Genomic DNA, 18,722 nt, shown 5'->3' with positions numbered 1-18,722 from the left:
AAAGGAAGCAAGATACATGGACGTAAGGAAAGAAGCACTTAGATTAAGCGAGGAACTAGGCGGGAAGATTGAGGTTAATCCTAAAGTATCCATTACAAATATGGAAGAATTATCCGTAGCATATACACCAGGTGTGGCGGCAGTTAGTTCAGCGATTGCGGAGAATAAAGAAGATGTCTATAAATATACAACGAAACGTAATTTAGTCGCAGTTGTCACTGATGGATCAGCTGTATTAGGACTAGGAAATATTGGACCTGAAGCTGCGATTCCAGTGATGGAAGGGAAAGCAGCTTTGTTCAAAGCGTTCGCAGATGTGGACGCTGTTCCAATTTCATTAGATACACAAGATGTTGAAGAGATTATCTCACATGTTAAAGCAATTGCTCCTTCTTTTGGTGGAATTAACTTAGAAGATATTTCTGCACCGCGTTGTTTTGAAATTGAAAGACGTTTGAAAGAAGAATTGGATATCCCAGTATTCCACGATGACCAACATGGGACAGCGATTGTCGTATTAGGTGCTTTATACAATGCATTGAAAGTTGCTGATAAGAAAATCGAGTCAGCAAAAATCATTATCAATGGTGGTGGATCTGCCGGAACGGCAATTGCTAAGAAAATGTTAGCCGCAGGTGCTAAAAATGTTATCGTCTGTGATATCGATGGTATGATTGCTTTAGATGATCCTGCTTTAGATGAGCGGCACAAAGACTTAGCTAGTTTAACAAACCCTGATAACTTGAAAGGGGATTTACAAGAAGCTGTGAAAGATGCGGATGTTTTCATTGGTGTGTCAGCGCCAGGCGTGTTGAAGAAAGAATGGATTGCAACAATGAGTGAAAAGCCGATTATCTTCGCGATGGCGAACCCAACACCAGAAATCATGCCGGATGAAGCGAAGGAAGGTGGCGCATTTATCGTCGCAACGGGGCGTAGCGATTTCCCTAACCAAATTAATAACGTTCTAGCTTTCCCTGGTATTTTCCGTGGAGCTTTAGATGCACGCGCAAGTGACATTACAGATGAAATGCAAATTGCTGCCGCTCAAGGAATCGCGAGTGTGATTCCGGAGGCAGAATTAAGTGTGGAGAATATCATCCCGAATGCCTTTAACCCTAAAGTAGCTGAGGTTGTTGCGGATAGTGTTCGCAATGCGACTAAATAATAATTTTAACATTAAAAACCAATGGGTCTCATGAAGATTCATTGGTTTTTTTAGCCTTTTACTTCTTTATAAGCTATTATCAAACGTAGAGATAATTACATCAAGTAAGCGAGGTCAGAAGATGAAGCGAGTGACGATAGATAATGTAACCATTGGTCAAGGGAGACCTAAAATAATTGTACCGATTGTTGGTAAAACTCAGGCTGAGGTTATTCAAGCTGCAAAAGAGGCAAGTAAGTCATCAGGCGATTTAGTGGAATGGCGCATTGATTTTTATGAAGATGTGGAAAAGGCGGGTGCAGTGAGCGAACTTTCTAAAGTTGTCAAACAACTGGTGAATAAGTCGTTGTTAATTACCTTCCGTACTTTTGAAGAAGGTGGGGAACGCGAGCTATCTTATGAGCAATATGTTGCCCTTTATCAAGAAATTATTAATGAAGGACACGTTGATTTATTAGATATTGAGTTATTTATCCAGAAGAAAAGTTAGACGATCTTATTCAAGAGTGTCGCAGTCAAGGGATTTATGTGGTGCTAAGTAATCATGACTTTGAACGAACACCTCCAGAGGAAGAGATTATTCGTCGTCTTGAGTTGATGGAAAGTAAAGGGGCAGATATTTGCAAGATAGCTGTTATGCCACAAACGCCAGAAGATGTTTTAACGCTTTTAAAAGCCACTCATCGGCGTCAGCAATTTGCTAATGTTCCATTGATAACAATGTCTATGGGTAATTTAGGAATGGTTAGTCGCCTTGCTGGCGAAGCATTTGGCTCTGCAGCAACTTTCGGTTCTTTAGGAAAAGCATCTGCTCCCGGTCAAATGGCTGTTGAAGATTTAGCAGTCGCTTTAAAGAATTTGAGTTTATAAAAAGAAGGGAGCATGGATTGCTCCCCTTCTTTAATGCTTATTCAAATGGTAGTTTGTAATCTGTCCAGCCTAGTTCATCACGAATAGTAATCATTTCTTGTTGCACCCCTTCATTTAGAGGGAGGCCGGTATCTTTGCGTTCTAACCACACGAGGTGTTCTTTTTCACCGGCAGTATAAATGCGTTCTTCGCCTGGCGCCACTTCTGAATTTCTTAAAGCTCTTAAGATATCTCCAGCTGTCTTCTTGAAGCTGTCTAAACCAACGAAAGCTTCGGTATCAATAGCAATAAAGAAATGTCCTAGATGGAACTTCTGTTTCTCGCCATTTTTCCCAATGCCTGATAACATATGTAAGAAGTTACCTTGTTGTAGGGCAGCTGATAATACTTCTACAAAAGTTGCATAACCATAACCTTTATATCCAGCGAGTTCTTCACCGATACCCCCAAGTGGTGCTAGCGCTGCTTGACCATTAACTAACGCTTCTAGAATTTCAGGCGAGTCAGTCATTGCTTTTCCGTCACGACCAATCACCATTCCTGCAGGTGTATCTTGACCAATACGTGCGTAATATTCAATCTTTCCACGTTGACTAATTGAAGTCGCACAATCTAATGAAAATGGAAAATCCTCATCGGTTGGGAAACCGAGTGTGAGTGGGTTAGTTCCTAACATATTTTCTACACCGAAAGTAGGCGCAATCGAAGGGCGCGCATTTGTTCCGGTCATGCCGATACAACCTGCTTTTGCGGCCATATCTGTGTAATAACCCGCAATTCCGTAGTGAGTTGAGTTTCGAACCGCAACCATACCCATTCCAAACTCTTTCGCTTTATCAATCGCCATCTGCATGGCTTTATACCCAATCACTTGTCCCATCCCATCATGTCCGTCCACAACCGCTGTTGTTGGAGTTTCACGAACAACTTCAAAATTCGTCTCCGGATGTTGAATTCCTGCCTTAATTCGATCAAGATAAATTGGCTTAAATCGATTTACCCCATGAGATTCAATCCCTTTGCGGTCAGACGCAAGCAGCACATCAGTACAAATATCCGCATCTTCTTCTGGAATCCCATAAGCCATAAAGACATCTTTGACAAACTTTGTTACCCAATCCCATTCAACAGTAAAAGTTTGACCCATTTTCTATTCCTCCTAGTAATTTTAACTGGCTTTGTAAGCGTTTCCTGGCACTTTAAAATTAGCATATTCAGGTTTAAATAACAAGGAATTTATAAAAAATATTTATAAAAGGTGCAAAAAAATTATAAATGTAGAAACAGAGGATACGCCAGCTCCCTCACCTGAGCTAGCGAATGCAAGAGAACTTCGCCAGCTCGCCCACCTGAGCTAGCGAATCCAAGACAACTTCGCCAGTTCGCGCATCTGAGCTAGCGAATCCAGGCCAACTCCACCAGCTCGTCCACCCGAGCTGGTGAATCACCGCAGCTTCCCGACCCAACCCCCGAAAAGCACAACAAAAGCGACAAAGTATCAAGATAATAAGATACTTTGTCGCTTATATTTTTTATGAGAAGATGAGCTACATTAAAGTGACATTTAAAAGGATGAGGTGTGTCGAATATATTCATAAATGCGGACTTGCGAATTGCTTTCTTGCATTTTCACTCTGAAGATAAAGTAATGATTTTTATTATCTTTTGCTTTCATTGCGGGGAGCTTAAAGTAATTGGTTTGTGACTCATTCATAGTAAAAAGAATGTCATCGACCATAAATGTTAAAGGGACGACCAAATTTGAATAAGCATTAAAATCTTGTTCAAATCGCATAAAATTCTCACTAAAATAATCGAATTGAACACTACTATTCTGTATGTTTCTAGAATCCATCGTCCAATTCCTCCTCTAATTTGATTGATATGATGTGTTTAATAGATATAAAGTAGTGGGCATTCTCACTTTGTATACCAACTTGATCTGCTTGTACGGAATCGATTTTCCCGCGTATTTCTTTAGACTTTTCGTCCTGTATGATTTGAAAAATACCAGATAGCTTTTGCAAGTATAATTGGTTGAGTAAGAGAAGTTTCTCTCCTAAAGGGAGCGATTGGCTAAAATCAATCGTCTCGGCTTCAGTTGTGAGCGCGGTGGTGTGTTCTGATAGGAAAAAGCCCATCCATTTAGCCATCTTCCGGTCTTGGTAATTCCGAGCAGAACGGTAAGGAAGATAGCTTCGATCAACTGTCATGCTAACCCATCCAAGCCACCAGCGCCACCTGCCGCATGGCCACCGATAAGTTGACTACGCGCTTTACTTCTGGAGTTTTCTTTAAGTACAGTTGCACGTTGCACGGACAAGAAGCCAAATCGTTCACGAACATCATCAATTGTTTTTTCAAGGGTTTCTTCTTTCTCAACTTGTTCAAAATTATCAAATAAAGATATAAAAGCATATTTCTCATCAACAAAATTATTATAGCGAACAGCGATATTTCGAACGGCACCGCCATTATATTTTGAACGAAAAAGACTGATGACATGACCGATGAGCACTTTTGTATTTTGAGTGGGGTCGACTTTTCTTTGAACATGAATGGATGATCGTTCAGCAGTGTGAGAGAAGCCAATAGATATTGCCACACTGGTTGTCTTTTTATGAGCTTTACGCAAACGGATAGCTACTTGCTCAGCCATTTCGCTTAAGACGAGTTCGATGTCGGATTGCTTATAGTAATCCTTGTGCAGAACTTGCGAGTTACCTAAACCTGTGGATTTGGCTTTATAAGGGTAACGCACATCACTTTCATCCACTCCATTAGCATGAAACCAGAGTTGCAGACCAATAACGCCAAACTCTTGTTTGAGTAGTTCAGGGTTACTGTTAGCTAAATCTCTAATAGAGTAAATTTTCATTCGTTCAAGACGAATGGCTGTTCGCCGTCCGATTCCCCAAAAGTCAGTGAGTTTTTTAATGTTCCAGACTTTCGTTTCAACATCTTCATAAGACCAATTAGCACGCATGTTTGGTGTATATTTTGCTTCATTATCTAGTGCTAATTTAGCAAGAAGTGGGTTCGCATTACTCATACCGACTGTTGAAAAAACACCGGTTGCTTTCCAGATTTCTCGTTGAATCTGTTCAGAAATCCCATCGAGTTTAGCACGGCGAGAGATATTTTTTTGCTTAGTAAAATAATCTAGCGAACGTGTTAGATCAATGAAACTTTCATCAATAGAGTAGGGCAGAATTTCCTCCTTAGGGGCATAATTTTGAAGAATGTCATGAATAATCATATTTTTCTCAATATATAAGCTCATTCTTGGAGGAACGATGAGTGTTTTTCGTGCCCAACTCTCAATAAAGCGAACATATTCTCGATTTGTGGGTAAATTTTGACGTTTGGCAACATAGTAATTGAATCGCCGAGTCTGAATATTAAAGGGTAAATCATAGCTTCTCCCCACATTCTCCTTACCGAAAACTTTCTTAAACGTTGGTGAAGAGGCGAGAATCAAACCGTTTGCATTATCGGCTCGACTCATCACACATAAAGAAGTATAGAGGGGGTGGAGGCCACGTTCCACGCACTCAACGCTGGCATAAAAGGATTTCATATCAATGAAAGCTATGTCAGATTTAGGCTCTTTATCATACTGAATGTTTCCCATTATAATCCTCCTTTTGATAAAACCTTGAGTCCATTATACGAACAAACGTTCGTATAAGCAAGTGGAATATTTTAAAAACTGTGACTTGACGAGAGGTAAGAAGTGTATATACTGATATGGAGATTAAGATTATAAGGAAGGGGTTATTCAATGGAATATGTTGCATTTGACTTTGAAACAGCCAACGGTCAGCGCTGGTCAGCTTGTTCACTTGGGGCAGTAAAAGTTGTCGACGGAATTATGGTTAAGCATTTTTACGAATTAATTGATCCACTGACTTCTTTTGCACCGAACAATATTCGTATTCACGGAATAACACCCGAACAAGTTCAAGGAAAACCAGCATATGATGAAGTGATTGGGCGATTTCAAGAATTTGTAGGAGAAGCACCAGTTGTGAGTCATACTCAATTTGACCGAGGTGTGATTCGATCAGCCAATGAAAAATTCAGTCTCCCAGAGTTAGGTATGAATTATTTTGACTCTTGTCAGCTGGCCCGTAATTTATGGCGCGGAAAGCTCTCAAGTTTTAGTTTGAAATCATTATGCCAGCAAATAAAATTTGAATTTAATCATCATAATGCTCTAGAAGATGCGCGAGCCGCTGCTTATGTCATCCACGCTTTAACGATGTACTCGAAGACGCAGACTGTTGAGGATTTGTTGAAAGTAGGAAATGTGAAGCAGTTTTATAGATTGTAGAAACGAAAACCCAACCTCCCGCCATCCATACCCGGCTGGCCATTTTTTTCCGAATTCACCCTAAAAATATCTGATGATTTATGATATGTTTATTATAGCGAAAAGAGAGCGTGACTCTCTTTTTTTATTGGGCGGATGATAAAATTTGGTCCTTTAGCCCTATGAAGTTTAGCTATAAATATAATACTGTAAAGTTAATAAAAGACGATTTGTTTCAATCAGAGAGGGTAGGTTTTATGGATATGGCACCACTGTCAAAAGATATTATGTTTTTCAAAAGAAATAAGCAAGTGTTAAAGTGGGGAGCCATTGTCGGAGCGGTGATTACGTTCATCATATTTGCCTATTTTTTCAAAATTGATTTATTTAATCATCCAGAAATTCTTCAAGAAAGACTCGAGAGAACTGGGGCATTCGCACCAATTGTCTTTTTCCTTCTATCTATCATCAATACCGTGTATCCAATCGTTCCCGGCGGGCTCGGGAGTGTGATTGCTTATGCCGCATTTGGGCCACTACTGGGCTTTATTTTGGCGTTTTCAGCGAATTTTCTCGGGTCATTGATATTATTTTGGTTGGCGAAACGCTTCGGGCAGCCAATTTTATATGCTTTTTTAGATGAAAAATTAGTTGAAAAAGGTTTGAGTTATTTAGATAGAGGTTATTACATTGAGTGGATACTTGCGGTGGTGCTTGTAGTACCAGGATTGCCGGATGAGTTATTCATCATGATCAGTGGCTTAAGTGATTTGACTTACAAGCGAATGGTCATCATCCAATTGATATTTAAACCGGTCACGATGTTTTTATTTATGGCCGGGGTGCACAATTTCTTAGGTTTACTCTCAAATTTATTCTCATAAAAGAAGCCAGGCGAGTGCCTGGCTTTTTATGTACGTGAAATTATTTGATGTACAGCGTCAAATTGTTCAATTGAAAAACGTAAACTGATAATCTCCTTTTCAAAAGACAAATCAACAGTAAAATAATCATCCTCTTTTTCAATCTGACTCCCGATAACGTCGGTTAAAGCTTTACTTTTAGGAATCAAACCGGCGATGCCTCTTTTATTAGACTTATAATAGATAAAATCTTTTGAAAGGCCTGACGTAAAAGGAATCGCAACAAAATTAATAGCGATTAAAATAAGTAAGCCGTATTGAATAAAAGTCTCACCAAATTCGAATCCAACCTCTAGAAATACAATCGCAATAATCACAGGCGTTGCATAAAATAATCGCTGATGATTCTCGCGAATTTGTATCTGGCGAAAAGCATTGAATTGATGAAAAAGGGTGTAGCCCAAGAGGGCGATTAAAATTAAAATAATGATCGTTAACATGGAAAAGCAAACAACTCCTTTGTTTAGATATTATAACAGAAAATATATAGAAGCTGAGCAAGGTTAAGAAAAATGATCAGGCAAACTAATTTCAATCCCAAGAACACCATAGTGCGCTTGTTGCTCTAATGAATAATGAGCTTCCATATCTTCTGGAGAAGCAGCCTCCACATTATTAGAAGTATAGCCACATTTTAGTAAAGGAAGAGCCTGATATAGTTCCACGAAAGAAGGGAACGGATGTAAAGCAATTACATCCTCCTGAATTGTTTGTGTTAAATCATTTAAGTGCTCAAATACAACTTGAGCACCAACTTGAACTTAGCGACGCTTTTCATCATTTAGACGGAGTTCAATCGTTTTTTGTCCCTGTTTAATCATATCAAAAGGTTCTGAGTTTAATTTCATCTTATATATGGTCATGATTATTCATCTCACTGTATTTAGAATGGATATCAAAGCCGTGGTCTAAAGGCCCAGACCCTTTACCTAAATCAAGTCCTGCTCTTAATGCATCCGTTAAATAGGCTTTTGAGCGTTCAATAGAAGTAATTAAATCAAAATCTTTCGCTAAGTTAGAGGCGATAGCACTTGCTAGAGTACAACCTGTTCCATGGGCATTTGGATTATCCACGCGTTCGCTCTCGAACCAATGAACCTTTCCTTCATGATATAGAACATCATTGGCATCCGTTTGACGGTGTCCACCTTTACAAAGGACAGCACAATGATAAGTATCGCCAATATGTTTTGCAGCTGCGACCATGTCGTCATGGGTTTTAATTTTAAGGCCAGATAATGCTTCAGCTTCCGCGATATTTGGTGTGAGAACAGTCGCGATAGGGAGTAATTCTTGTTTCAACGTCTCGGTAGCGTCGGATTCCATCAAAGTAGAACCACTGGTTGCCACCATGACAGGATCTACTACGACTAAAGGCACGTCGTACTCATTTAATTTATCCGCAATGACTTTAATTAACGGCGCACTTGAGACCATTCCAATTTTAACCGCATCGGGGTAAATATCTGTGAACACAGCATCAAGCTGGGCAGCTAAAAATTCGGGCGTTGATTCTAAGACATCAGTGACACCTAAAGTATTTTGAGCAGTTAAAGCAGTAATCGCACTCATGCCATAAACCCCATGACTAATCATCGTCTTTAAGTCTGCTTGAATGCCAGCGCCTCCACTCGAATCGCTTCCGGCAATGGTTAATACAGTTTTCATACATGTTACCTCCTTAAAGTAAGTTTGAAACTGCTTCTTTTAAATTGTGTGCCGCTTCTTGAATATCATCTTGAGCAAAAATCGCACTGATGGCGACAATACCTGCAATATCAGTATCTTGTAACTGAGAAACATTCGATAATGTAACGCCACCAATAGCAACAACGGGAATGTTTACTGATTGACAAATGGCTTTAAGTGTTTCAATTGAAACGGGCTCAGTATCAGTCTTTGTTTGAGTGGGAAACATAGCTCCAACGCCGATGTAATCAGCACCATGCTCTTGAGCGGCTAAAGCATGTTCAACCGTTCGGCAAGATACACCGAGTAACTTATTTGGGCCTAATTTTTCGCGGACTTGACTGGCTTGCATATCGTTTTGACCTACGTGAACGCCATCAGCATCAGCTTCAAGGGCAATATCCACGCGATCATTGATAATTAATGGGACATTGTAAGACTGACATAAAGGTTTTAATCGTTTAGCTTGTTCAAGAAACTCTGCTTCAGAAAGAGTCTTTTCTCGAAGCTGTAAAATCGTTGCGCCCCCCTCGAGAGCTTCTTTGACATGGTCTTCTAAGGTAGCACCATTTAACCAAGTTCGGTCTGTAATGGCATATAAGGTGAGTTGTTCAGGTTTAATTGACATGTTTACGGCCTCCTGATTCGTGAATCGTCACGGTATGTTGAATTTTGGTAATTTGTTCAATTTGACTAGCATAATCGAAGAGTTGTCTGTGTGCTTGACCCAAACCTGCGGAACTTTCTTTAACCAGTTTACCTATGACTTTCCAACTATAGGAAGCGCTAAGCGCAGCTGTTAGCGGGTCAGTCACATCGGATAGAGCGCCACATAGGACAGAAAGCATATCACCTGTTCCGGTAACTTTGGTGAGAATTGAGCTACCTCCTTCGATTAAGTAAGAGTGAGTACCGTTGGTAACAAAGTCATCTTTTCCAGTCATCAAGACAACACAATCCAACTGTTGGGCTAAGACGACGGCATCTGATTGTCCATCATCAGAATGGGATTGAGCGAAACTATCAACGCCTCGTGCTTGGCTTTTAGACCCTAACAAACTTTGGACTTCTCCAACATTGGCTCTAATAATGGTTGGTTGAACTTCTTTTAAAAGTTGTGTGACTTTTTCTTTTCGATAAAGGCTCGCCCCAATGCCGACGGGATCGACAATCACAGGATGGGCATATTTATTTGCATATACGCCGGCTTTGGTACAAGTAGCGTATTTTGAATCATTGGGTGTGCCTAAGTTTAAAACTGTTGCTTGACTAATTCGGGTAATATCTTCCATCTCTTGGATGGCGCTCGCCATGATTGGGCTTGCCCCCACAGCAAGGAGTAAGTTAGCACAGTCATTGGCACTAACTAGATTACTAATCGTATGCACAAGTGGATGGGCTTCTCGAACTTTTCCCCATAAATGATTAATCTCTATCATTTGATCGGTCACTTCTTTCTAGCCAGGTGAGGCGATTATTTCGTTTAAGTATGTTAATAATTCCAACGGCAATGATTGTTCCAGTAATCGTGGAAATAAGAAAAGGAATTACGTAAGCGTAAAAGGCTAGCGTTCCAACACTTTCTCCTAAAAATAAAATCGCGAGTGGCCATGCGACAAGCCCACCTAGAATTCCGGTTCCAACTATTTCACCCAGGCTAGTGAGAAAAAGATTCTTTGTTTTGCTAAAGATGATGCCACATAAAAAGGCACCAATCATGCTTCCGGGAAAGGCCATAATCGTACCTAAACCGAATAAATTTCGTAATAGACTAGCAATAAAAGCGACAGCAACGCCATAACTAGGTCCTAAAAGCACTGCGCAAATCATATTAATAATATGTTGAATCGGTGACGCTCGCGAGCCTAGAATTGGGAAAGAAATTAAGCTTCCAATGACGGCTAGTCCAGATAGGATACCAGCTAAGACAAGTTTTTGTGTTTTTAATGTTTTCAAATTCTCACTCCTCTAAATTTATTTAAATAGACAAAAAGGCAGAGATATCCAGTATAGGTCATCTCCGCCAATCGCTTTTAAGGCAAATTATGATCCCTACACTGCAAGCAGCCAGGTTCAGCGGGTCGAATATTACATTCCTCTCAGCTCTACTTTCAAAAGCTCCCCGTATTTTTAATGTTGTAATCTATGGAGTATTGTACAACAGTGTAAGGTTGGTTGCAAACGTATGCAAACAAAAAGCTATTAGAATAGGGTCAATTGTTACAATCAAATGTACACGCAAATGTTATGTTACAGACAAAATACAGTTCATTTAAATGGCTGAAATGTCATTGGCTTCCAGAATTGACTATGCTAAAGTAGTTCATGTCAAAAAAATAAATTAAAAAAAGGTGAACTTATATATGAACTTTAAAAAGAAATTATGGCTTGGATCATCAATCTTAGCATTGATGTCACATGGCCCAATCGCAATGGCGATTGATTCAGATATTACATGGCAAGCTCGCCAGTTAGAAGAAGTGCTTGAAGAAATCGTTGTGACTGAAGAAAATGAATTATCTTATACAGTAAAATACGGAGATACATTGAGTGTCATTTCTGAAGCGATGAATATTGAATCACGTTATTTAGCAGAAATTAATAATATTGAAGATGTTGACTTAATCTTCCCTGAGACAGTTTTAACAGCTCAATATGATGCGAATGACCGCGCAAGCAACTTAACAGTTGATGCACCAAATGGAGATACTTTAGAAGTAAGTATTCCAGTCAACTTATCAGATATTCCAGAAGTAGAAGAAGTTGCTCCAGAAGCAATGCCTGAAGCTGAAACAGAAACAGAAGTTGTTGAAGAAGTTATTGTTCCTGAAGAAACAGTTTCAGAAACAGAAACGGAATCATCAGCAGGTGGTGCTGCACCATCAAATACAATTATTGAAGAAGTTCCAGCATGGGTAGAAGAAGAGCCAGCGGTAGAAGCGCTGGTTGAAGAAGCACCTGTTGAAACAGAAGTTGTTGAAGAAGCTCCAGTTGTCGAAGCGGCCGCTTATACAGAAGCACCAGCGACAGAAGTTCCAGCTGAAACGGCACCTGTTTACGAAGAACCTGTTTACGAAGAACCTGTTTACGGAGAAGTACCAGTAGAAGAAGTACCAGTAGAAGAAGCTCCAATTGAGGAAACGCCTATCGAAGCGGCTCCTGTAGAGGAAGTCCCAGTTGAGGCACCTGTTTATGAAGAGCCAACTTACGAAACTGATTTAACTGTTGACGAAAACAGTCAAGCTTGGGAACCAGTAGAAGAAGAAACACCAGTAGTTGACGAACCAGTATACGAAGAACCTGAAGAACCAGTCTATGAAGAGCCTGTTTACGAGGAGCCTGTTTATGAAGAACCAGCAACAGACCCGGCAGCTAACCCTGAAAACGCTGGCTTACAACCACATGTAGCAACTTATAAAGAAGAAGTTGCAGCAATCTATGGTACTGATTCATTCAGCCTTTACCGTCCAGGTGACGCACAAGATCACGGTGCAGGATTAGCCGTTGACTTTATGGTACCTGTTGGATCTCAAGTGGGAGATGACATTGCTAATTACTCAATCAATAGTATGGCAGAAAATGATATCTCATACGTTATTTGGGAACAACAAATTTATGGAGATTGGAACCAACAATGGACAGCGATGGAAGACCGTGGAAGTATCACTGCCAACCATTATGACCATGTTCACGTTTCATTCAACCCAGCATACTAAGAATAAACTAAAGCTAGAGTGATATATTCACTTTAGCTTTTTGTTGTCTAAAATCATTTAATTCACATTTTATTCTGTTTAAGCTAATATGATAACTACAAAGATGATTGAAGGAGAATTATATGAAGATAAATGAAAATCAATCAAAAGGGCAAATATTAAAGCAATTATTCTTATCAACCTTAATGTTAAGTGGCTTTACCTTTGGGGGTGGCTATGTCATTATCACTCTAATGAAAAAAAGGTTTGTAGATGATTATGGCTGGATCGATGAAGATGAGATGTTAGATTTAGTCGCGATTGCACAATCAGCTCCAGGTGCGATTGCCGTGAATGGAGCCATCGTTGTTGGTTATAAATTAGCTGGGATGCTTGGAGTATTAACCGCTGTAATCGCAACGATCATTCCTCCATTCGCGATTATATCTCTCATTGCATTATTTTATGATGCTTTCCGGGAAAATACTTTCATCGCTTTAATGCTTGAGGGGATGCAAGCGGGTGTTGGTGCCGTAATCACAGCTGTGGTGATTGGAATGGGGCAACAAGTGACCAACGCAAAAAGTCCACTCCTTATTGCAACGATGTTTATCGCCTTTATTGCTAATTATATTTTCAATGTCAATGTGATGTTAATTATTCTAGTGGCAGCTAGTATTGGATTAATTCAATTTTTCTTTAACCGCAATAAAGGAGGTATGACTCAATGATTTATTGGCAATTATTTGTCAGCTTTTTAAAAGTGGGTGCTTTCAGTTTTGGAGGAGGATACGCGGCTTTACCTTTAATTCAAGCAGAAATTGTTGACTCACATCAATGGCTGACTTTACAAGAATTCACAGATTTAATTACCATTTCTCAGATGACGCCGGGACCGATTGCGATTAACTCAGCTACCTTTGTGGGAACTCAAATTGCGGGTGTCTTTGGGGCAGTTGCTGCGACACTTGGTTCAGTTTTTCCCTCAGTTATATTGGTGACGATTTTGGCTTTTTTATATATGAAATACCGTCAGATGGATGTTTTACAATATGTGCTTAGAGCACTTCGTCCCGCAGTCGTCGCTATGATTGCAACGGCAGGTGTTTCAATTTTAGTGACATCTTTTTGGGGAACTGAAGTGATGGGCATTGAGACGATTAAGATCACAGCGGTTATCATCTTCGGAATCTGTCTTTTCTTACTTATGAAATGGAGAGTAGATCCAGTAAAAGTCATGTTACTTGCAGGTGTATTAAATGTGATTGCGTCAGTTATCATTGGAGCATTTTAGTTGGCAAAGACTAATTTTGAAAAAAAAAGTAATTATTCTTTTCTATAGAGTGGTTATTCAAGGAAATTTTGATACAATAATAAAGTAAGCATTATCATTCTAGAGAATTATTTAGTGAGTGAAATATATCAGTTAAAGATGGAGGAGTAATGATGACGACGAAAGATAAAATTATCGCAATTGACTTAGGGGGTACATCAGCAAAATTAGCTATTGTATCGACAAATGGAGAAATACTCCAAAAATGGTCGGTAAATACAGTGGTTTTAAATGGTGGGAAGGCAATTGTTCCGAATCTGATTGAATCAATACAAGAAAGAATGGATTTATATCAATTAACAACAGAAGACTTTTTAGGTATTGGTATGGGAAGTCCTGGAACGGTTAATCATATCGATTTAACAGTAACAGGCGCGTATAATTTAAACTGGGTGGAGACTCAAAATGTCGGAGAACAATTTATCGAAGCCTTTAAATTACCATTCTACTTGGATAATGATGCTAATATTGCTGCTTTAGGTGAACAACGTCATGGATCAGGAGATAATGCTTCCGATGTTGTGATGGTAACTTTAGGAACAGGTGTAGGTGGCGGTATTATTGTTGATAGTCAAATCGTTCACGGAAATTCAGGAGCAGCAGGTGAAATTGGCCACATGACGATTGATAAAGATAGTGGTATTGCTTGTACTTGTGGAAAAATTGGCTGTTTAGAAGCATTAGCTTCAGCTACTGGTTTAATGAATCTAACACGAGAGTATTCTGAAGAATATAGTGGAGACTCTGGAATCAAACAACGTATCGATAATGGCGATGAACTGAGTGCCAAAGATATCTTTGAAGCCTCAGAACAACATGATGTGTTTGCTAAACATGTAATTGAACAGTTTGGTGAGTACCTCGGCTTAGGTTGTTCACATATTGTGAACATGTTAAACCCATCTAAAATTGTTTTAGGTGGAGGGGTAGCGCAAGCGGGAGAGTATCTACGTGAATTAGTCGCAAGACATTGCGATAACTATATCTTCCCAGCACTTAAAGGAAAGACTGAAATAGTTATTGCATCATTAGGTAATGATGCAGCAGTTTTAGGAGCAGCTGAGTTAGTGAATGATGGTAAATTAGTCGGATAAAATTGCATAACAAAAAATAAGCCCTGATTTCCTTGGAAGTCAGGGCTTATTTTACAGAATAATGAATATAAGTGCCTGTATAAAGTGTTTAAACACTTTGTACAGGGGTTATTTCTTGCCAAAAAGTTTTTGCCACCAAGTCAAGCTCTTTTCAAACTCAATGTCTTCAACAAGTTTTAATTGCTGCTGTTGCTGTTGTAACTGTAACTGTTGAGATTGATTTAATAATTGCGTTAATTTATCAATTTGCTCATCTTTAGCTCTTAATTGATCATGATACACTTCTAATTGCTCTTGGTTTACTTCAATTTGATCGTCTAGATTATCAATCCACTCATATAGTAAATCCAACATTTCTTGACTCGTTTCTTTAGATAAAGAGTCTTGTTCTTCGTCTTCTTCTGTTTCTGGGTTAGTTTCGTCGGTTTGCTCAGACTGCTTAGAATTAGTTTGATCAGCCTGTTCAGTTTGTTCAGATTCATTCGATTCAACAGTTTCTGTATCAATATTTACTTCTTCAGCAGCTTTTTTTTCGACATCTTCAGCCGTAGGCGGATTCATCAAGTCGTGTATAGCTTGAGTAATTAATAACTGTGCACGTTCAGTTAAGTAATTAGTGCCATTTTGTTGAAGAATGAGACTATCATCTAGTTTCCGACTTTGGTAGGATACTTTACTTTTAGGAACACCCAACTTATCTGCTAATTGTTTGACAGTGATTAATTCACTCATGATTTTCTCTCCTTAGTGATATTCTTATATACTTAAGATTAAGCCATAAATCGTTTAAAGGCAATGGTAAAAAGTAAATTATTTGATTAAAATATTGAATTATTCAAGAGTAAAGGTGTTTAAAGTGGTAAAATAGGGTGGTTAATGATTATTCACTGTCACCGCAGGGTCTTTTCTGTCATTTTGATTAGAGTCTGCTATGATATGGATAATAATGATTTTGAAAGGTGGATAAATATGAGAATTTCAAAAGACAATGTAATTTATAGTATGGATAAAGAGAATCAAGCCGTTGGAACTATTAAAAGCGAAGACCAAGTGATATTCGAAACGAAGGATTGCTTCTCAGATACAATTAAAACAGAAGCAGATGTTATTAGTGAAATTGACTTTAATAAAGTAAACCCTGCAACGGGTCCGTTATACATTGAAGGAGCACAGCCAGGGGATGTACTAAAAGTAACGATTAATGCGATTAAGTTGAATGATTATGGTGTCGTTGTTTCAGCACCTGGACTAAATAAACTGTTCAGCAAGGGAATTGAGGAAGAACAAACAGTGATTTGTCCAATACATGAAGATAAAGGTACTTTTGAATTTCAAAGTGTTGAATTCCCACTAAATAAAATGATCGGTGTGATTGGAACAGCTAATGCTGATGAAGGCATTACAACAGGGACACCAGGACCTCATGGTGGGAATATGGATAATACGATGATTGCAGAAGGGTCAGTAGTGTATTTACCAGTTTATACAGAAGGAGCCTTACTTGCGATTGGTGATATGCATGCCTCTATGGGTGATGGTGAAGTTTGGGGTTGTGGCGTTGAAGCAGGCGGTGAAGCGCATGTCACTGTTGAAGTCATGAAGGATTACCCACATTCAGTTCCACTAGTTGAAACTGATGAAGCCTTTTACACATATGGTTATGGTAAAACTACTGATGAAGCCATTGTAATAGCAAATGACCATATGGTTGAATTCTTAATGAAAGAAGCGGGACTCACTTTTAACCAAGCTGGGATGTTAATGACGATTAAAGCAGACTTAACTACTTGTCAAACGGTTAATCCGGACGCATCTATGCGTGTTGGAATACTGAAGGAATTCGTAGAATTAGCTAAAAACTTTAAATAAAAGCAAACAAAAATGGTCTCCTGTTTGAAAAGGAGACCGTTTATTTTATTGAAACCAGAAGTCAGTAAAGTTGTCTTTAAATGTTCTATACGCAAAGTTTTCGCTCACATAATGATATGAACGAATTAAGTTGCCTTTTGAATCGTACTCGCTAAACACGTTAGCTTTACCACTGTTAATAGCATAGTTCCCATTTGATAAGGGATCAACGTTACTTACAATTGACGAATAAGGAACAGGGAATGATTGAATAAGTTCAAAGGTTCCTTCACTTTCATCGATTAAATATTTATACATATAAGAAAGCTCATCAGGGTTAGGCTCGAAGTTGCGACTATTGTGCTCTTCAATGTGACCCATATAATCAGGACGTGTTAAGTAACGCCAATAATTATTATTAAAGAATGTAACATAATATTCACCATCACTTTGAATTGACGTTCTAGAAAGATTCAATGAATGCTGGCCACCGTGAAGCGGGAATGTTCCTTTTTGTGATAATAGTAAATTGCTGTAGTCAGTTCCCGTCCAAACTGGTTCTGGACCAATGAGATAATCTACTTTTGGATCTGTATAAAGATTGCTAACTTTAATTATTGTTGAAGTTTCACGAGAACTTAACAGAACAGCGTCTTCGTCGACTTTTTCTATCGAATTAATGTGGATCCAATCTAAATCTGTGGCATCACCATCTTGATTATATGAAGGGGCCGTCACTTGCATATAGTCACCAAACACATCTTTTAAATCTAGTAACTCTTTGATCTGACCTGAATTCAAATCAAGCGATAAGATAATATCTTCTCGACGAATCGACTTTCTATCGTTTAAAGAGGCAAGTATCAACACTTCATCCTCTTGTCCTATAATGAAATCATGATGCATGTTATAGCCAGGCATATCATAGTACTGTGTAATTTGCCCCAAAGAATTCATGGCAATAAGTTGTGTACTCGTATTTGCCATAATAATATAATCCTCGTGGAATAATAAATTATCAAAGCGGTATGAATTTGTGTCAATTTCAGCTCTAAGAACGCCTTCATTATCAAAGAAATACGTAAAGCCATTAAATTGTGAAGTGCCTACTAAATAGAATAGTCCATCAGATAATTGTCTTGTGCTGTCCCCATCTTGAGTTGATAAGTAACTTGGATAGAAAGAAGATGTTTTAGGCATCTGAATGTTAAAAGATAATGTATCAATCACCTCGTTCGAATTATCCACCCATTCTAATTCAATATGATTCTCTTCACCAGGGACGAGTCCAATAATCTGTGATTCGAACGATTCAGAATCTTCACTCGCATTTTTTAAAGTTCTTTGGAAAATGTGGTCATTCTTATGACCTTCAGTTGTAATTGTATAATTAACTGTAGCGTCGTCATTATGATGATTAAAATTAATATATAGACCATTTGTGACTGTACCGTAAGGGTTTAAGATAAAAAGAGGATCCTCAAAAGAGAAATTATGCATCGATTTTAACTTTTGAACAGCAGCATCATACTGAGTTTGTATGTCTGGATCTGTATGATTAAAATTGCGTGCGATAAATTCTGAATCAGGTAAGACAAAATCATAAACTGTAGTCGTACTATCCTGATAAAGTCGAATGTCAATATTTTCGGTGTCATCATTGTTTTCAGCGAAAATAGTCGCAGGCGTCATGACAAAAATAAAAAATGTAAAAAGTATCAGCATCCGTGGAAGAGAGTCATTATAAAGAGTTTTAAGTCGCATAGAAACCTCCTATTTATTATAAA

General features: G+C 38.7%; 19 protein-coding genes, 2 pseudogenes and 1 riboswitch. Of the genes and pseudogenes, 9 read left to right on the top strand and 12 right to left on the bottom strand.

The features are described 5' to 3' along the window. The first annotated feature begins 16 nt into the window (after positions 1-16). Both ACEN4N_RS00875 and aroD read left to right on the top strand, forming a co-directional pair. Complete coding sequence (locus ACEN4N_RS00875) at positions 17-1,168, top strand: NADP-dependent malic enzyme (RefSeq protein WP_407093504.1); 1,152 nt, start codon at positions 17-19, stop codon at positions 1,166-1,168. 121 nt (positions 1,169-1,289) lie between these two features. Beyond that, a pseudogene (gene aroD / locus ACEN4N_RS00870) lies at positions 1,290-2,038 on the top strand (type I 3-dehydroquinate dehydratase). Between the two features lie 37 nt (positions 2,039-2,075). On the opposite strand, the gene ACEN4N_RS00865 reads toward aroD, so the two are convergent. From ACEN4N_RS00865 to ACEN4N_RS00850, 4 genes are all read right to left on the bottom strand, one after another. Further along, positions 2,076-3,185: an Ldh family oxidoreductase gene (locus ACEN4N_RS00865; protein ID WP_338490316.1), complete on the bottom strand. Its 1,110-nt coding sequence runs from the start codon at positions 3,183-3,185 to the stop codon at positions 2,076-2,078. 417 nt (positions 3,186-3,602) lie between these two features. Then, the gene (locus ACEN4N_RS00860) at positions 3,603-3,893 is read right to left on the bottom strand and encodes a DUF5960 family protein (RefSeq protein WP_138404755.1); all 291 of its coding nucleotides are present in this window, start codon (positions 3,891-3,893) and stop codon (positions 3,603-3,605) included. Next, positions 3,883-4,251 carry a DUF2642 domain-containing protein gene (locus ACEN4N_RS00855; RefSeq protein ID WP_407089648.1) on the bottom strand — a complete coding sequence of 123 codons (369 nt, stop codon included), beginning with the start codon at positions 4,249-4,251 and terminating at the stop codon, positions 3,883-3,885. Before ACEN4N_RS00855 ends, ACEN4N_RS00860 begins: the two co-directional genes overlap by 11 nt. Beyond that, positions 4,248-5,672 (bottom strand): Y-family DNA polymerase, encoded by a 1,425-nt coding sequence (locus ACEN4N_RS00850; protein ID WP_407089647.1) that lies wholly within the window; start codon positions 5,670-5,672, stop codon positions 4,248-4,250. The genes ACEN4N_RS00855 and ACEN4N_RS00850 overlap by 4 nt, the downstream gene beginning before the upstream one ends. A 150-nt stretch (positions 5,673-5,822) precedes the next feature. Here ACEN4N_RS00850 and ACEN4N_RS00845 point away from each other — a divergent pair, with 150 nt between their 5' ends. Together ACEN4N_RS00845 and ACEN4N_RS00840 are read left to right on the top strand one after the other, a co-directional pair. Continuing rightward, entirely contained in the window at positions 5,823-6,374 is a 552-nt protein-coding gene (locus ACEN4N_RS00845; protein ID WP_407089646.1) for a 3'-5' exonuclease, read from the top strand. A 236-nt stretch (positions 6,375-6,610) separates the two neighbouring features. After that, positions 6,611-7,237, top strand: a complete 627-nt coding sequence (locus ACEN4N_RS00840) for a TVP38/TMEM64 family protein (protein WP_407089645.1) — start codon at positions 6,611-6,613, stop codon at positions 7,235-7,237. A gap of 26 nt (positions 7,238-7,263) precedes the next feature. Here ACEN4N_RS00840 and ACEN4N_RS00835 read toward each other — a convergent pair whose 3' ends face one another. From ACEN4N_RS00835 to thiW, 6 genes and pseudogenes are all read right to left on the bottom strand, one after another. After that, a complete protein-coding gene (locus tag ACEN4N_RS00835) occupies positions 7,264-7,716 on the bottom strand; it encodes a hypothetical protein (RefSeq protein WP_407093503.1) in 453 nt (150 codons plus the stop codon). Positions 7,717-7,779: 63 nt separating this feature from the next. After that, positions 7,780-8,094, bottom strand: a pseudogene (locus tag ACEN4N_RS00830) (RNA-binding protein). Between the two features lie 31 nt (positions 8,095-8,125). Next, positions 8,126-8,944 (bottom strand): bifunctional hydroxymethylpyrimidine kinase/phosphomethylpyrimidine kinase, encoded by an 819-nt coding sequence (gene thiD / locus ACEN4N_RS00825; protein WP_407089642.1) that lies wholly within the window; start codon positions 8,942-8,944, stop codon positions 8,126-8,128. Between the two features lie 13 nt (positions 8,945-8,957). Continuing rightward, positions 8,958-9,593, bottom strand: coding sequence for a thiamine phosphate synthase (gene thiE, locus ACEN4N_RS00820; protein WP_407089641.1), 636 nt, complete (start codon positions 9,591-9,593; stop codon positions 8,958-8,960). After that, positions 9,583-10,404, bottom strand: a complete 822-nt coding sequence (gene thiM / locus ACEN4N_RS00815; protein WP_407089640.1) for a hydroxyethylthiazole kinase — start codon at positions 10,402-10,404, stop codon at positions 9,583-9,585. The genes thiE and thiM overlap by 11 nt, the downstream gene beginning before the upstream one ends. Continuing rightward, positions 10,391-10,921, bottom strand: coding sequence for an energy coupling factor transporter S component ThiW (gene thiW, locus ACEN4N_RS00810; RefSeq protein ID WP_407089639.1), 531 nt, complete (start codon positions 10,919-10,921; stop codon positions 10,391-10,393). Before thiW ends, thiM begins: the two co-directional genes overlap by 14 nt. Positions 10,922-10,997: 76 nt before the next feature. After that, a riboswitch (TPP riboswitch) is annotated at positions 10,998-11,100 on the bottom strand. Positions 11,101-11,328: 228 nt separating this feature from the next. On the opposite strand from thiW, the gene ACEN4N_RS00805 reads away from it, so the two are divergent. The 4 genes from ACEN4N_RS00805 to ACEN4N_RS00790 all read left to right on the top strand — a co-directional run bounded on the left by ACEN4N_RS00805 (position 11,329) and on the right by ACEN4N_RS00790 (position 15,087). Continuing rightward, positions 11,329-12,681 carry a LysM peptidoglycan-binding domain-containing protein gene (locus ACEN4N_RS00805; RefSeq protein ID WP_407089638.1) on the top strand — a complete coding sequence of 451 codons (1,353 nt, stop codon included), beginning with the start codon at positions 11,329-11,331 and terminating at the stop codon, positions 12,679-12,681. Between the two features lie 122 nt (positions 12,682-12,803). Next, positions 12,804-13,391 carry a chromate transporter gene (locus tag ACEN4N_RS00800; protein WP_407093502.1) on the top strand — a complete coding sequence of 196 codons (588 nt, stop codon included), beginning with the start codon at positions 12,804-12,806 and terminating at the stop codon, positions 13,389-13,391. After that, positions 13,388-13,954: a chromate transporter gene (locus ACEN4N_RS00795; RefSeq protein WP_338490283.1), complete on the top strand. Its 567-nt coding sequence runs from the start codon at positions 13,388-13,390 to the stop codon at positions 13,952-13,954. Before ACEN4N_RS00800 ends, ACEN4N_RS00795 begins: the two co-directional genes overlap by 4 nt. Before the next feature lie 152 nt (positions 13,955-14,106). Beyond that, positions 14,107-15,087, top strand: coding sequence for an ROK family glucokinase (locus ACEN4N_RS00790; RefSeq protein WP_407093501.1), 981 nt, complete (start codon positions 14,107-14,109; stop codon positions 15,085-15,087). 108 nt (positions 15,088-15,195) lie between these two features. On the opposite strand, the gene ACEN4N_RS00785 is transcribed toward ACEN4N_RS00790, so the two are convergent. Continuing rightward, positions 15,196-15,819, bottom strand: a complete 624-nt coding sequence (locus ACEN4N_RS00785) for a hypothetical protein (protein ID WP_407089634.1) — start codon at positions 15,817-15,819, stop codon at positions 15,196-15,198. A 237-nt stretch (positions 15,820-16,056) separates the two neighbouring features. On the opposite strand from ACEN4N_RS00785, the gene ACEN4N_RS00780 reads away from it, so the two are divergent. Further along, positions 16,057-16,956, top strand: coding sequence for an acetamidase/formamidase family protein (locus ACEN4N_RS00780; protein ID WP_407089633.1), 900 nt, complete (start codon positions 16,057-16,059; stop codon positions 16,954-16,956). Between the two features lie 45 nt (positions 16,957-17,001). Here ACEN4N_RS00780 and ACEN4N_RS00775 read toward each other — a convergent pair whose 3' ends face one another. Beyond that, positions 17,002-18,699, bottom strand: a complete 1,698-nt coding sequence (locus ACEN4N_RS00775) for an aryl-sulfate sulfotransferase (protein WP_407089632.1) — start codon at positions 18,697-18,699, stop codon at positions 17,002-17,004. Positions 18,700-18,722: the final 23 nt, after the last annotated feature.

The organism is Ruoffia sp. FAM 20857, from assembly GCF_045528645.1.
Lineage (GTDB): Bacteria > Bacillota > Bacilli > Lactobacillales > Aerococcaceae > Ruoffia > Ruoffia halotolerans.
This window is presented reverse-complemented; position numbering and strand designations above follow the sequence as displayed.